The organism is Asaia bogorensis NBRC 16594, from assembly GCF_001547995.1.
Lineage (GTDB): Bacteria > Pseudomonadota > Alphaproteobacteria > Acetobacterales > Acetobacteraceae > Asaia > Asaia bogorensis.
In genome coordinates this window covers 3,184,599-3,198,265 of record NZ_AP014690.1, presented here as the reverse complement: position 1 = coordinate 3,198,265, position 13,667 = coordinate 3,184,599, and the positions used below count along the sequence as shown (strand labels likewise).

The following is a 13,667-nucleotide window of genomic DNA, read 5'->3' as shown; positions in this document are numbered from 1 at the left end:
TCGTCATGGCCTGGAACACCCCGAAGGTTACCGAAATTCCGCTCGGCGCCGAAATCAACTCCTATGTCTGCGGCCAGAAGAAGTAAGTTCTTCGCAGGACCGTTTACCTTCAACAGCCGCACCCCATGTGCGGCTGTTGTCGTTTCTGGCCGGGCTGAACGGCCCTCTGCCAGCCGATCACGAACAGACCGACCCTGACCATGCTCGATATTATCGTTCTTGGCAGCGGTGCCGGTGGTGGGTTTCCGCAATGGAATTCGAACGCCCCGGCTTGCCGTGCCGCAAGAGAGGGCCGAATTCCTTCTCGCAGCCAGGCCTCCCTCGCCGTCAGCGGCGATGGCAAGCACTGGTTTTTGCTCAATGCCTCGCCTGATCTCAGAGCCCAGATTTTGGCAACGCCGGAACTACATGCGCAGGACGCGCTGCGTTCCACGCCGATACAGGGCGTTATTCTGACCAATGGCGAAATCGATTCCATCACCGGGTTGCTGACTTTGCGCGAGCGCGAGCCCTTCCGGCTTTATGGCACGTCCGCCACGCTGGCCCAGCTGGATGCCAATCCGATTTTCGAGGCCGTAAACCGTGAGATTGTGCCACGCCTGCCGCTCGATGACGAAACACCCCTCACCCTGCCCAACAAGGACGGTACAGCTTCAGGCCTGACGCTCACCGCCTTTGATGTGCCTGGCAAGGCACCGCTTTATGCCGAGCATCTGCCAAGCCAGAAGGGCGAGACAATCGGGCTCGAAATTACCGACGGAAAGCACACGATGGTCTTCCTGCCAGCTTGTGCCGATCTCACCCCTTCCGTACGCACACGCATTCGCGCGGCCGATGCGCTGTTCATGGAAGGAACACTCTGGCGTGATGACGAGATGATCCGTGCCGGGCTCAGCCCGAAAACCGGTCTGCGCATGGGACATATCTCGATGTCCGGCCCGCAAGGCATCATCGAGACCTTGCATGATGCGCCCTCCCATCGCGTCTTCATTCACATCAACAACTCGAACCCCGTCCTCGTACCGGACTCGCCGGAACGCCGGATGGCGGAAGAAGCAGGCTGGATCATCGGTGAAGATGGCCTGCGCCTGACCCTTGGAGAAAGATCATGACGGTTCTATCCCCCGATGCCCTCGAAGCCCGCCTGCGTGAAATCGGTGCCGAGCGCTATCACAACCGTCATGCCTTCCATCGTGCCCTGCATGACGGCAAGCTGAACCGCACACAGGTTCAGGCCTGGGCCCTCAACCGCTACTATTATCAGGCGTCCATTCCGGTGAAGGACGCCACCCTGCTCGCCCGCCTTCCTACAGCCGAGCTGCGCCGCGAATGGCGACGCCGTCTTGAGGACCATGACGGTAACGAACCCGGCACAGGCGGCATTGCGCGCTGGCTGAAACTGACAGACGGGCTCGGTCTGTCACGTGACTATGTCGAGAGCCTGCAAGGCATGCTGCCCGCGACCGGCTTCGCCGTGGAAGCCTATGTGCATTATGTGCGCGACCGCTCCGTTCTGGCTGCCATTGCGTCATCGCTCACCGAGCTTTTCTCGCCCACCATCATCAGTGAGCGCGTCTCCGGCATGCTGCGCCACTACGATTTCATCTCGGAAGAGACACTGGCCTATTTCGCCCCACGCCTCACCCAGGCGCCACGTGATTCCGATTTTGCGCTGGCCTATGTGAAGGAACACGCCCGCACTGCCAAGCAGCAGAAAGAGGTCATCGACGCGCTGATCTTCAAATGCAACGTGCTCTGGACCATGCTCGATGCGCTGCAGCATGTGTATATGGAAGGCCATCCCGCCCCCGGCGCCTTTGCCGGTGCCCATACCCCGGAGGCTTTCAGCGCGTGAGCGTTTCGGAAGACAGCATTCTGAAATTTACCCGCGGTCATCGCCTTCAGCATGACCGCGTACGCGATGTCTGGCTCGTTCAGGCTCCTGAAAAGGCCTTTATTGCCGATCCCATTGCCGCTGCCATCCTGCGCCTTGTCGATGGCGCCCGCCCCTTGAGCGCCATCATCGACGACCTCGCTGCAACCTATCATGCCCCCCGCGAAATCATCGCGACCGATGTGCAGGTCCTGCTTGCTTCGCTGATGGATCAGAAAGTTCTGGTCGAACAAAGCCCTCAAAACGGGCAAACTCCCGCGTCATGAGCTTTACCCCGCCTCCCATGAGCCTGCTGGCCGAGCTGACCCATCGCTGCCCGCTCGCCTGCCCCTATTGCTCCAATCCGATCGATCTGGAGCGACGTGCGTCTGAAATGACCACGGCCGACTGGTTGCGTGTGCTGGACGAGGCTGCAGCACTTGGGGTGTTGCAGGTTCACTTCTCAGGCGGTGAACCCATGGCGCGGCATGACCTGCCCGAACTGGTGCGTCACGCCAGTGCGCTCAATCTCTATACCAATCTCATCACCTCAGGCGTGCTCATCAACGAGGCGACCCTCTCCGCCCTTGATGAGGCTGGCCTCGATCATGTCCAGCTCTCCTTTCAGGATGTCGGGGAAGCGGGCGCAGAGCGTATCGGCGGCCTACGTGGTGCGCAGGCCAAGAAGCTCGAAGCCGCCCGCCTGATCAAGGCACGCGGTATTCCCCTCACGCTCAATTTCGTCGTGCATCGCGAGAATGTAGCGCGTGTGCCTGCCATGCTCGATCTTGCCCATGAACTCGGTGCCGGACGCGTGGAGATTGCTCATACCCAGTATTATGGCTGGGGCCTGAAGAACCGCGATCTGCTCATGCCCTCGGCCGCGCAGCTCGAAGCCTCGACGGAAGCGGTGGTGAAAGCCCGTGCCCGCTTTGGCAACAGCCTCGCCATCGATTATGTCACCCCGGATTATCACGCTGACCAACCCAAGCCCTGCATGGGGGGGTGGGGCCAGCGCTTCGTCAACATCACCCCCTCCGGCAAGGTGCTGCCCTGCCATGCCGCCGAGACCATTCCAAATATCACTTTCCCCAGCGTCACAACCGACTCTCTGGGCGCGATCTGGCAGGACTCCCCCCTGTTCAACCTGTTTCGCGGCACGGACTGGATGCCCGAACCCTGCCGTGGTTGCAGCCTGAAGGAAGTCGACTGGGGCGGTTGCCGTTGTCAGGCCCTCGCCCTGACAGGCGATGCGGCAGCCACCGACCCTGTCTGTGCCCGCTCGGACCGTCATGCGCTGGTCATGGAAGCGTCAAGGGCCGGGCATGACGGTGATTTCACCTATCGGCGATTTTCCAAGGCGTAAGATACGCGGGGGGCGGCTCTATACCCCACCAGGGGAAAGTCGTCCTTTTGGACCCTGATGGACTCAACGGAGCTATCCCCTCCGCGAGTGCAGGGCCTTGCCTTTTATCCCGAGAAAGGCCGGGCCACGATCATGATGACGATAACGATCATCAGCAGTGTCGGCACCTCATTGGCAATACGGTAATAGCGCTCGGGATGAAGCCGCAGGTCATGGGAAAACTCGCGGCGCCACCGGGCACAGAAGCCGTGGAAACCGCAAAGCAGCAGAACCGTGACCAGCTTGATCCACCACCATGGGGCGGACCAGTCGATCACGCCGGGAAGCGAGGCGAGGAGGCCGCCAGAGATCAGGGTGGCAATCATGGCCGGTGTCATGATGGCACGGAGCAGACGGCGCTCCATGATCTGGAAGCGTTCGCTTTCAGGCGTGCCGGGCTGAACCTGTGAATGATAGACGAAAAGCCGTGGCAGATAGAAATTACCGGCCATCCATGAGGTGAAGGCGAGGATATGCAGCACCTTGAGCCAAGGAAACCAGGGGAGGAGGGCGCTCATCGGTTTTGCTCTTCCATAATGCTGGCCAGCATGGGGGCAAGTTCATCAAGATGGGCGATACGGCGTAACCCTGGCCAGTCGAGTGCGGGCGATGGCCCTTCGGCACGCAGCAGGATGCAGGCCATACCGGCATCATGCGCCGCCTGCACGCCGGTATCGGAATCCTCGATCACCACGCAGACACAGGGTGCAACGCCTTCCTGCTCTGCGGCATGGAGGAACACATAGGGGTCTGGCTTGGGCCGCATCATATCGCGAGCCGAATGGACCCTCTCTTTCGGAAAGAAAGCCTCAAATCCGACACGGGCGAATTTGACCTCCATCTCGGGCCATGAGGAATTCGAGCCAACGCGAAAAGGCAGACCGAGCGCCTGCACGGCTGACAGCATGGCAGCAGCGCCCTCGATCGGCGCCGCTTCATCGCGCATCAGATCGACCAGTCGGTTCTGCATGATGGCGACGTAGTCATCACCCAGATCGAGGCCGGTCTCGGCTTCAAGTTCGCGCTTGACCTGGCCCAGTGCCTTGCCTGCAAAGCGGTGCAGGGCCTCATCATCGCTCAGGGCAATGCCATGATCGCGGGCAGCACTGGCTACCAGACGGCAGGAAGGCCCCTCACTGTCGATCAGCACGCCATCACAATCGAAGATCACGAGACGAAGCTGACCGGAGGCACAAAGGGCTGAAGGGCGCGTATCGGACATGATGAGCGTCAGCCGATATCGCGCACGGCATCGACCAGCGCACCAACATGCTCAGGTGGGGTATCGGGCATGACACCGTGACCGAGATTGAACACATGCGGCCGCCCCTTGAGGGCATCGCGGATGGTGCGTGCCTCGTCAATCAGACCCTTTCCGCCATTGCGCAAAATGATCGGGTCAAGATTCCCCTGAAGGGCCAGCGTGTCAGGGCAGAGCGTCGCCATCTGCGCCAGATCGACCGACGTGTCACAGGCCAGCGCATCGACACCGGTCTCACGGGCATATTCGAGGGCCATCAACCCGGCGAGACGGGGAAACCCGATGATCTTCACACCGGGCCGGGCAGCGCGGATGCCCTGCACGATGGCGCGTGTCGGGGCGATCACATGCTGGCGGAACTGGGAAGGAGGCAGCAGACCGGCCCAGCTGTCGAACAGCATGACAGCCTCGGCACCGGCATCGATCTGGCCGATCAGCATGTCGGTCGTTGTTCGGGTCAGCAGGGCGATGAGATCGCCATAGAGCTCCGGGTCCTGCAACGCCATGGCACGGGTGACACCGAACTCCCGCGAGCTGCCGCCATCGACCATGTAGCAGGATACGGTGAAGGGGCTGCCGGCAAAGCCCAGAAGCGTGGTGGACTGAGGCAGTTCGCGAGCCAGAATCCGCAATGTTTCCTGGATTGGCGCCACGGTTTCGGCTACGCGGGCAGGAGACAGGGCCTCAAGCGCAGCCCTGTTGCGGATCGGCTCCATGACAGGGCCGCGCCCTTCGATGAATTTGAGATCCTGACCCATGGCCCAGGGCAGGACGAGGATATCGGAAAACAGGATGGCGCCATCCATGGCAAAGCGCCGGATTGGCTGAAGAGTCAGTTCGGCTGCGATGTCCGGGGTGGTACAGCGCGTCAGGAAGTCTGCCTTGGCGCGTTCGGCGCGGAATTCGGGCAGATAGCGTCCGGCCTGACGCATGAGCCATACCGGAGGCGGCCACACGGCCTCACCGTGGAGGACACGCAGGAGCGGTTTTGCAGGCGCTGACTGGGGTGAATTTTCGCTATCCATACCGACCAATAACCATAAAAGAAAAAAGATAGATATCCTGTCGGATAGGTTGATCCCTGTGGATGACGGGGTACCCAACTTTCCAAAAACGTACCCCGACTTACCAACACTGTGTACAAACGATAAACCCTTTGGTTTGAGGCATTTGCGCAGGTTATCCCGAAATACCCACAGAAGGCCTGTGTACAACCCACTGGTTCTGCCGAAGAAAGTACAATCCACGGTACTCGGTACGCCCTCTCTCTCAGGCTCGTATAATCCCCATGTACCCCAGTACTGACGGTACTCATTCACCCCTGATTTCAAAGGAGACTCGAGATGGAGTCGAAGCGTGCGAATCCCGGAACGCCAAGGCTGGTACTGGCCAGTGGATCAACGGCCCGGCTTGGTTTGCTGCGTGGTGCCGGTCTCGATGTGGTGTCCTGTCCGGTGGCGCTGGATGAGTCTGTACTGCGTGACAGGATGCGGGCGGAAAACGCGGGTCAGAACGCCATCGCACTGGCGCTCGCAAATGCCAAGGCTCTAGAGTTTTCAACGAATCCGCAATTTATGAGCGCCGATTTCGTGATCGCGGCAGACCAGATTCTGGAGTGCGATGGCGTCGGTTTCGACAAGCCGGAAAACAGGCAGGCGGTCAGGGAACAGCTCATCACCCTGCGTGGGCGTACGCATCGGCTCCAGACGGCTGTCGTGCTGTACAAAGGGGGAGAGAAGCTCTGGGAGCATCTGGCGACACCCGAACTCACCATGCGCGATTTCAGCGATGGCTTTCTCGATGCCTATATGGAGGCTGAGGGAGATGTACTTCTGTCCTGCGTGGGTGCGTACCGGCTAGAGGGGCCGGGTGTACAGCTTTTCAGTACGATCAGGGGTGATCACGACGCCATTCTCGGTTTGCCCCTCCTGCCCTTGCTGGCTGTACTGCGCGATTTCGGTATCGCGAAAAAATAGTGTCCGGGGGGGTTGCCAGAGGCAGAGCCCCCCGCTATACCCGCGCCACTGGCCTGACCCAAGGGGCCGGTTTTGATACGGCGGGGCCATAGCTCAGTTGGGAGAGCGCCTGAATGGCATTCAGGAGGTCGTCGGTTCGATTCCGATTGGCTCCACCATCATCTTCCTCAAAATTCGACTTACGATGCTGCGCTAGGCAAGAATGCAGACGTGCGTGCTTTCTCATGCGAACCAATGGCATGAGATTATCGTGTTATCAATATAGTTGATATATAAACCATATCTGTGTCATGGTTCAGGTCTTATTATCAGGATCGACGAGCCAACCATGCGCCTCACCCCATATCCCAGCCGACCAGGTTCGGCCCTGTGGCGATCTCTTCCGTTTTTCATGGCGCTTGGCCTTGGTGGCTGTACACGGGCGCCGTTGCAGGATGTGCTGGGATCGTTTTTCCCGTCTTGGATGCTGTGTGCCACGATCGGTGCCGTAGCAGCCGCTCTGCTGCGCGCTGTCATCGGGGTTGTCGGTCTGCAGCAGGCTGTGCCTGCCCCGATGCTGACCTATCTCGCTTTCATGGTCGCCATCACCTTCATGGTCTGGCTTGTGTTTTTCGGTCACTAGGCGGTGCCCATGCGCTCTCTTCCATCCCGCATCGGCGGTATCTCGCTCCTTATCCTGTCGCTGGCGGCCTGTGTGATTCTGGGCTTTCTGGTGCTGGATCGCCTGCACAGCCGGCCCCGCACTGAAGACGCCTATATCGCGGCCAATATCGTCCACCTTGCACCTGAAGTGAGCGGACGCATTGTTTCCCTGCCCGTTCATGACAACCAGAAGGTCAGGCGTGGCGACATCCTGTATGTGATTGATCCTGAGCCATATACCTACCGGGTGCAGCAAGCGCAGGCGCAGGTCGATGGTCTGCAGGCCCAGATTGACGTGCAGACCAGTCAGGTCAGTTCCCAGATATCCCACGCCGGTGCCGAGGCCAGCTCGGTAACCAGTGCGCGTGCGCGGCTGACCCTTGCCCAGGCCACACAGGCCCGCCTGTCCCCTCTGGAGAAGCAGGGTTTCGTGACCCGCGAGGCGCTGGATCAGGCGCGGGCTGAAACACGCAGTGCCGAGGCAAGCCTGCAATCCGCCCTGCAATCCGCCCTGGCCGCCCGCCAGGCCGTGCGCAGCGTGGCGCCCCTGCGTGCCGATCTGGCAGCAGCCCAGGCGGCCTTGCGTGAGGCAGAGCGTGACCTGCGTCTGACCACGGTCAGGGCACCTTGTGATGGCATCGTGACAGACCTGAATGTGGCCGCGGGTGAATACGCCACGACAGGCAAGCCAGTCTTCACACTGGTCGATGACGAGAAATGGTGGGCCATCGCGAATTTCCGCGAGACGCAGCTCGCCGGGCTGGCGCCGGGCCAGAAGGTGACGGTGTATGCCATGGCGCAGCCCGGCACACCCATCAGTGGCACACTTGAGAGTCTCAATGCCGGTGTGGTGCCTGATGAGGGGATGAGCGCCAATGGTCTGCCCAAGGTGCCGCGCACCCTGAACTGGGTGCGCATCGCACAGCGTTTTCCGGTTCGTATCCGGCTTGATAATCCGCCGACTGACCTGATGCGCATCGGAGGCACTCTGGTTGTGGTCGTGATGCGATGAACACCGCCGGGCAGGAGGTGGTGTTGCCAAGGCGAAGGATCTGGCGCGAGGAAACGCCATCGACCTTTGCCTTCCTCAAAAAGGAAATGGCGCCATCCCCCGGTCGGGCACGCAATACGGCCCTGCTCGTGTTTCAGGTGATTGTCACAATCCTGATTGGCGAGACATTCCGCATCCCCGATCTGCCGGTTCTGGTCTTCATCTGCTTCTTCCTGTCCGGCAATGACGCAGCCTCCAATACCAGCACGGCGCTGATGGGCGGGGCGGTGATTGTGGCGGGCACGGGGCTGACAATCCTTTTCCTGATGCTTAGCCTGTCCGAGCCCGGACTACGCCTGCCCCTGATGCTTCTGCTGACTCTTGCGGCAGGGTTTCTGTCACAGGCCATGACCATGGGGTCTCTGGCCAATATCCTGCTCTTCTGGATCGTCTACATGACCATGAGCGCGGATATGCTGCAGAATGTCGGCTATTCGCTGGACGGGTTCATTGGCAATACGACCGATAGTGCTGTGCCCGATGCGGCGTTCATGCCGCCCGAAGAGGCCATGCTGCATACCCTGCTATGGGTCGGCGTGGTATTTGTCATCGCGCTGTCGATCATTGCGGTGGTCAATCGCCTGGCCGGGCATGATCCGCTCACCATGCTGCGGGCCGGGCTCGCACAGCGCTTCCGCGCCGTGGCACAGGGGTGCGAAACCGGGGCAAGACCTGAGACGGCCCAGATGCGCCAGATTGCCTCACTGGCCGATCAGGGCGTGGCCTTGCTGCGCCAGTTTCATGACCTGAGCATCAAGCTTCATCCTGAAATCACAAGCCGTCATGTCGGGATTGCGATGATTCGCAATACGGCCCGTCTTGTCATGATCCTGCTGGCCTGGAGTCGGCTCGATACAACCGGGCGAGGCACGGCGTTCCTGCACCGTATGGGGCTGATCGTGGAGCAGTGCGGTGCTGTCTATCGACAGGGACGCGACAACGTGGCCGTGATCGATTTTGACGAGGCTGCGCTCCAACGCCTTGCCGATGAATTCAGCGATGATCCGAAGCTCTACCCGCTGGCCAGTGAATTCATTCGTTCGGTCACCATCATTCATGGCCTGCTTGTCCGCCCCGAGACGACTGCCGCCCAGTTTGCGCCTGAAATCAAGGCGGCGGCCCGCAGTTTTTTCAAGCCGGATGCCTTCACGAACCCGGCCTATCCGCAGGCGGCCATACGGATCGCGCTTTCCGTGGTCATCTGTTACGCCATCACGCGTTTTACCTCCTGGCCGGGTATCCAGACCTGCGTCGTGACGTGCTTTCTTGTCTCCCTCGGCACAGTGGGTGACTCCGTCCACAAGATGCTCCTGCGTGTCATGGGTGCCATGATCGGTGCGGTATGTGGCATTGGCACCATCCTTACGCTCATGCCATCCCTCACCGATGTTCTCGATCTCATTCTGGTGGTGATCCCGGTGGCTGCCTTCGCAGGCTGGATCAAGAGCGGCAGCGAGCGCATCTCCTATGCCGGCGTGCAGATTGCGATGGCCTATTTCATGACCATCCTGCAGGGCTATGGCCCGACGTTGGACATGGAGACGGCGCGCAACCGCGTTGTGGGTATCCTGATCGGCAATGTCGTCGTGTATCTGATGGCTGCGGCGCTATGGCCGGTGAGTGCGACCAATGTGGCGCGCAGCCATCTGGTCGGAGCGGTGCGTCAGCTGGGCGGGCTGATAGCCTTGCGGCGCAAGCATCCTGAGCAGGCTGTCGATATCGGGCAGGAAATGGAACGCGAGAAATTCGGTCGCGCCATTGCTGCGACGCGTATGGCCCTGCGCAATGCGCCCTTCGAGGAAGAGCGCCTGAAGGGCAACGCCTTCATTCCCGATATCACCCTGCCCCTTGTGCGTGACATCCAGCTTCTCTCCATTCCCGTGGCCGTCATCTCGGATGTGAGGCGCGAACCTGACGACATGGCACAGGCGCAGGTCGACCAGCTTGCGGGATGGTTCAGCGAACTGGCGCAATGGCTGGAAGACGGCCGCGATGGTCTTGCCCTTCAGATGCGTCTGCCACCCCTGCCCCTGTTGCCTCATGACCCCCAGCGCATGGTGTGGTTCGGTCTGCTCGATGAGGGGCTGAGACTGATTATCCAGCGCTATGACCCTGACGCTGAAGCACGGCCCGGACAGGGCGCCATGACAGAACAGGCCTGATGCCCGCCATGCAGCACGGATTTTTCCGATGACCCTAAAAGTAGTCTCACACCGCACCCTTCTGTTGCGCGGTATCCCTCTTCTGATGCTCGGTGCGATGCTGGCCGGATGCAATGACACGCGCGATCTGGCGCCGCAGAGTGCCGATCACGCGTGGCACCCGCATGGGGCGACGGGTCTCACCCTGCCGCCCGACATACGCAATCCTTCTCCCGACTGGCCAACAGGCAAGGGTGCTGGAGGGGCATCATCCGGCGCTGGCCATGCGCAGCATGCCTTGCCGGAGGGACAGGATCATGTGTTGTCGCTGCCGCAGCTGATCGATCTGGCTGAGCGCAACAACCCGCGCACGCGCATCGCGTGGGAGAGCGCGCGGCAGGCGGCCATCGGTGTCGGCATGTCGCGTGCCGCCATGCTGCCCCAGCTTACTTTCTCGGCTATGGGCGGTTTCCAGCGCATGGCACTCCCCCTGCCCAATTATCTGTCGAGCCGCGGCTATCTGACATCGAATGGCGCGGCGGCATTCCCCAAGCTTGAGCTTGATTATCTGCTTCTCGATTTTGGCCGCACGCGGGCCAGGATCAATGAAGCGAAATTCCAGACGCTTGCCGCCAATTTCGGGTTTTCGGCGGTTCATCAGCAACTCATTCTGGATGTGATCAGTGCGTATCACAGCCAGCAGGCGGCGCAGGCCATTGTCGCGGCCTCTCACCATGCCGTGGATAATATGGCGCTTTTGCTGCGTGCTGCGCAGTCGCGTCATGAGCATGGCGAGGCAACGATCGTCGATGTGGCTACGGCGCAGCGCAATCTGGCTCAGGCACGTTTCGATCTGGACAAGGCGGTCGATGCCGAGCATGGCGCCCATCATGCCCTGTTGGAGGTGACCGGCCTGCCTGCCACCCTGCCGCTCGAGATAGAGCCGATGCCTGTACAGGCCCTGCCCCAGAGTTCTCCGGGTCAGATCAGGCAGCTTGTGGATCAGGCTCTGGCGTCGCGGCCCGATCTTCTGGCCGATATTGCCAGATTGCGCGCGTCTGACGAAGCCATTGCGGAATCGAAGGCAGCGCTGATGCCGCGTGTTGCCTTTGCCGGAACAATGTCGGGCTATCTGGGGGCGCTCAAGACCTATGGAACGGGTCGCTCGGCGCCGGCCTCGGCCATTGCACAGCCGGAAGCCGGGGCTTTTCTTCAGGTCAGCTGGCCAATCTATCAGGGGGGCTTGCGAGCCAATGCCATCCACATGGCGCAGTCGCAGCATGATGCAGCCGAGGCGACCCTTCTCAAGGATCGTCTGAGCGTCGAGCGGCAGGTGGCTGATAGTCAGGATGCGCTCGAAACGGCACTTGCCCAGGTAAAATCTGCCCGTGTTCTGAACGATGCCGCCCGCACGGCCAATGAAGGGGCCAGTCAGGCCTATGCGCATGGGGTTGGCACCATGACGGATGCGTCTACAGCAGCTGCGGCCCTGTTCGAGGCGCAGGCATCGCTTGCCGTGAGTGTTGCTCAGGCGTTTACCAAGGCGGCAGCGCTGGCCCATGCCACCGGGCAGCTTGATCTGGCGAACAACATGCCCGACGACATGAATACGGCAGCGCCCCGGTGAGCGCCCCGGTGAGCACAGTGGAAGAGAGCCTGACCCTGGGACGCATGATGGGGCTGATTGCCCGGCGCTGGCGGCAGATCCTCGATGTCAGGCTACGCCCGCATGATCTGACCGATGCGACGTGGCAGCCCCTGCTGGAATTGCAGCGATATGGTCGCCCCATGCACCCCAAGGAAATTGCCGAAGCCCTTCTGCTCGACAAATCCTCCATGGTGCGCATCCTCCGCACGCTCGAGGAAAAGGGCTTCATAACCCGTGAGCCCGATGAAGCAGACCGACGGGCCTTTTACGTGCAGATCACTCCGGAAGGTGCCAGGCGCCTCGACGAAGTCCTGCGCTTCTCGCGGGCCATCGAGCAGACCGTCACCGACGGGATCGATGCCGAGGAACTGGCGATTACCCGCAGAGTAATCGCCCGGATTCACAGCCGGCTGAACGGCCCCGGTCTGGACTAGTCCGGCCAGGATCAACCGGCTTTGGGTCGGGTGAGTTTTGATCGCGTGGCTCGGGTCTCACCTGGCCTGCGAGAGTGGTCAGGCCTCGCTTTCCAGAACAGCCTTGAGAGCGGCCAGGGTCAGACGCACCTTGTGCTGCTCGGCATTGTAGCCCATTGCGCCAAGACGCCAGATCTTGCCCACCAGCGGACCAAATGCGGTGCCGATCTCGATCTGGTATTCGTCGCGCATACGGGCCCGCACACGTTCACCATCAATGCCTTCAGGGATATAGACCCCGGTGACATTGCTCATGCGATACGCGTCCTGACCATAGAGCGTCAGGCCAAGACCACGCAGTCCTTCAGACATCGCCTTGCCAGCGGCCACATGACGGGCGAAGCGGTTCTCCAGCCCCTCCTCAAGCACCAGACGGGCACATTCGCGTGCGGCGTAGAGCATCGACGTGGCTTCTGTATGGTGATTCAGGCGCTTTTCCGACCAGTAATCCATGACCATGGCGAGGTCGAAATAGTTCGAGCGGATGAACGGGCGCGTGCCATCGCTGATGTCATCACGACGAATCCCGCTCTCGACCTTGCGGCGTGAGAAAATGAACTCGGCTGCCCGGTCAGAGATCGTGATGGGTGCGCTGCCCGGCGGGCCGCCCATGCATTTCTGCAGGCCAGCCGAGACCACGTCGATCTGCCATTCATCGGTGCGGACCGGCATACCGCCGAGTGTCGCCGTGGCATCGACATAGGAAAGGGCACCATAGCGGCGGCAGAGTGCGCCGACGCCTTCAAGCGGCTGTGCCGTGGTGGTGGAGGTGTCGCCATGAATGGCGGCAAACACGGCGGGACGATGCTCGGCTAGTGCGGCCTCGATCTGATCGAGCGTGGCCACCTGACCCCATTCCAGATCGATCGTGGCAATCTCGGCACCAAGGCGCTCGGCAATCTCGCCCAGCAACATGCCAAAGCGCCCGGAACGGATGAGCAGAACCTTGGCGCCCGGCTCGATCAGTGAGGTCAGGGCGGCCTCGATACCGGCGCGGGCTGAGCCGTCGATGAGGAATGTCCAGCGGTTTTCGGTCATGAACACCCGACGATAAAGCGCCATCGTCTGGTTCATGTAATCGGTCATCTCGGGATCGAACTGGCCGAGCATGTCCGCTCCCATGGCCCGCAGCACGCGCGGATGCACATTGATGGGGCCCGGCCCCATCAGAAGGCGCTGCGGCGGGTTGATCTCACC

The 13,667-nt window shown here is 61.0% G+C and carries 15 protein-coding genes and 1 tRNA gene; 12 read left to right on the top strand and 4 right to left on the bottom strand.

Annotated features, from left to right (window positions below):
* Nucleotides 1-5: 5 nt before the first annotated feature.
* From pqqA to pqqE, 5 genes are all read left to right on the top strand, one after another.
* Nucleotides 6-86, top strand: coding sequence for a pyrroloquinoline quinone precursor peptide PqqA (gene pqqA / locus Asbog_RS14100; protein WP_023978294.1), 81 nt, complete (start codon nucleotides 6-8; stop codon nucleotides 84-86).
* Between the two features lie 114 nt (nucleotides 87-200).
* Nucleotides 201-1,112, top strand: a complete 912-nt coding sequence (gene pqqB / locus Asbog_RS14095) for a pyrroloquinoline quinone biosynthesis protein PqqB (protein WP_062165586.1) — start codon at nucleotides 201-203, stop codon at nucleotides 1,110-1,112.
* On the top strand, nucleotides 1,109-1,855 hold the full coding sequence (gene pqqC, locus Asbog_RS14090) for a pyrroloquinoline-quinone synthase PqqC (protein ID WP_062165585.1): 747 nt from the start codon (nucleotides 1,109-1,111) through the stop codon (nucleotides 1,853-1,855). The genes pqqB and pqqC overlap by 4 nt, the downstream gene beginning before the upstream one ends.
* A complete protein-coding gene (pqqD, locus tag Asbog_RS14085; protein WP_062165584.1) occupies nucleotides 1,852-2,160 on the top strand; it encodes a pyrroloquinoline quinone biosynthesis peptide chaperone PqqD in 309 nt (102 codons plus the stop codon). The genes pqqC and pqqD overlap by 4 nt, the downstream gene beginning before the upstream one ends.
* Nucleotides 2,157-3,239, top strand: a complete 1,083-nt coding sequence (gene pqqE / locus Asbog_RS14080; RefSeq protein WP_062165583.1) for a pyrroloquinoline quinone biosynthesis protein PqqE — start codon at nucleotides 2,157-2,159, stop codon at nucleotides 3,237-3,239. The genes pqqD and pqqE overlap by 4 nt, the downstream gene beginning before the upstream one ends.
* A gap of 104 nt (nucleotides 3,240-3,343) precedes the next feature.
* On the opposite strand, the gene hemJ is transcribed toward pqqE, so the two are convergent.
* Genes hemJ through hemE form a run of 3 tightly spaced genes read right to left on the bottom strand, consistent with a single transcriptional unit; the run spans nucleotide 3,344 to nucleotide 5,564 of the window.
* On the bottom strand, nucleotides 3,344-3,796 hold the full coding sequence (gene hemJ / locus Asbog_RS14075; RefSeq protein WP_062165582.1) for a protoporphyrinogen oxidase HemJ: 453 nt from the start codon (nucleotides 3,794-3,796) through the stop codon (nucleotides 3,344-3,346).
* Nucleotides 3,793-4,500 (bottom strand): HAD family hydrolase, encoded by a 708-nt coding sequence (locus Asbog_RS14070; protein WP_062165581.1) that lies wholly within the window; start codon nucleotides 4,498-4,500, stop codon nucleotides 3,793-3,795. Before Asbog_RS14070 ends, hemJ begins: the two co-directional genes overlap by 4 nt.
* Before the next feature lie 8 nt (nucleotides 4,501-4,508).
* Nucleotides 4,509-5,564: a uroporphyrinogen decarboxylase gene (hemE, locus tag Asbog_RS14065; RefSeq protein ID WP_062166086.1), complete on the bottom strand. Its 1,056-nt coding sequence runs from the start codon at nucleotides 5,562-5,564 to the stop codon at nucleotides 4,509-4,511.
* Nucleotides 5,565-5,882: 318 nt separating this feature from the next.
* On the opposite strand from hemE, the gene Asbog_RS14060 reads away from it, so the two are divergent.
* From Asbog_RS14060 to Asbog_RS14030, 7 genes are all read left to right on the top strand, one after another.
* Nucleotides 5,883-6,515, top strand: a complete 633-nt coding sequence (locus tag Asbog_RS14060; RefSeq protein WP_062165580.1) for a Maf family protein — start codon at nucleotides 5,883-5,885, stop codon at nucleotides 6,513-6,515.
* Nucleotides 6,516-6,597: 82 nt separating this feature from the next.
* A tRNA-Ala gene (locus Asbog_RS14055) sits at nucleotides 6,598-6,673 on the top strand.
* Nucleotides 6,674-6,843: 170 nt separating this feature from the next.
* Nucleotides 6,844-7,137 (top strand): YtcA family lipoprotein, encoded by a 294-nt coding sequence (locus Asbog_RS14050; RefSeq protein ID WP_023978287.1) that lies wholly within the window; start codon nucleotides 6,844-6,846, stop codon nucleotides 7,135-7,137.
* Nucleotides 7,138-7,146: 9 nt separating this feature from the next.
* A complete protein-coding gene (locus Asbog_RS14045) occupies nucleotides 7,147-8,169 on the top strand; it encodes an HlyD family efflux transporter periplasmic adaptor subunit (RefSeq protein WP_035439556.1) in 1,023 nt (340 codons plus the stop codon).
* A gap of 23 nt (nucleotides 8,170-8,192) precedes the next feature.
* Nucleotides 8,193-10,370: an FUSC family protein gene (locus tag Asbog_RS14040; RefSeq protein WP_171840716.1), complete on the top strand. Its 2,178-nt coding sequence runs from the start codon at nucleotides 8,193-8,195 to the stop codon at nucleotides 10,368-10,370.
* 28 nt (nucleotides 10,371-10,398) lie between these two features.
* Nucleotides 10,399-11,976, top strand: a complete 1,578-nt coding sequence (locus Asbog_RS14035) for a TolC family protein (RefSeq protein WP_083510900.1) — start codon at nucleotides 10,399-10,401, stop codon at nucleotides 11,974-11,976.
* A gap of 8 nt (nucleotides 11,977-11,984) precedes the next feature.
* On the top strand, nucleotides 11,985-12,431 hold the full coding sequence (locus tag Asbog_RS14030) for a MarR family winged helix-turn-helix transcriptional regulator (protein WP_148640458.1): 447 nt from the start codon (nucleotides 11,985-11,987) through the stop codon (nucleotides 12,429-12,431).
* Between the two features lie 78 nt (nucleotides 12,432-12,509).
* Here Asbog_RS14030 and Asbog_RS14025 read toward each other — a convergent pair whose 3' ends face one another.
* On the bottom strand, nucleotides 12,510-13,637 hold the full coding sequence (locus Asbog_RS14025) for a pyridoxal-phosphate-dependent aminotransferase family protein (RefSeq protein WP_062166084.1): 1,128 nt from the start codon (nucleotides 13,635-13,637) through the stop codon (nucleotides 12,510-12,512).
* Between the last annotated feature and the right edge of the window lie 30 nt (nucleotides 13,638-13,667).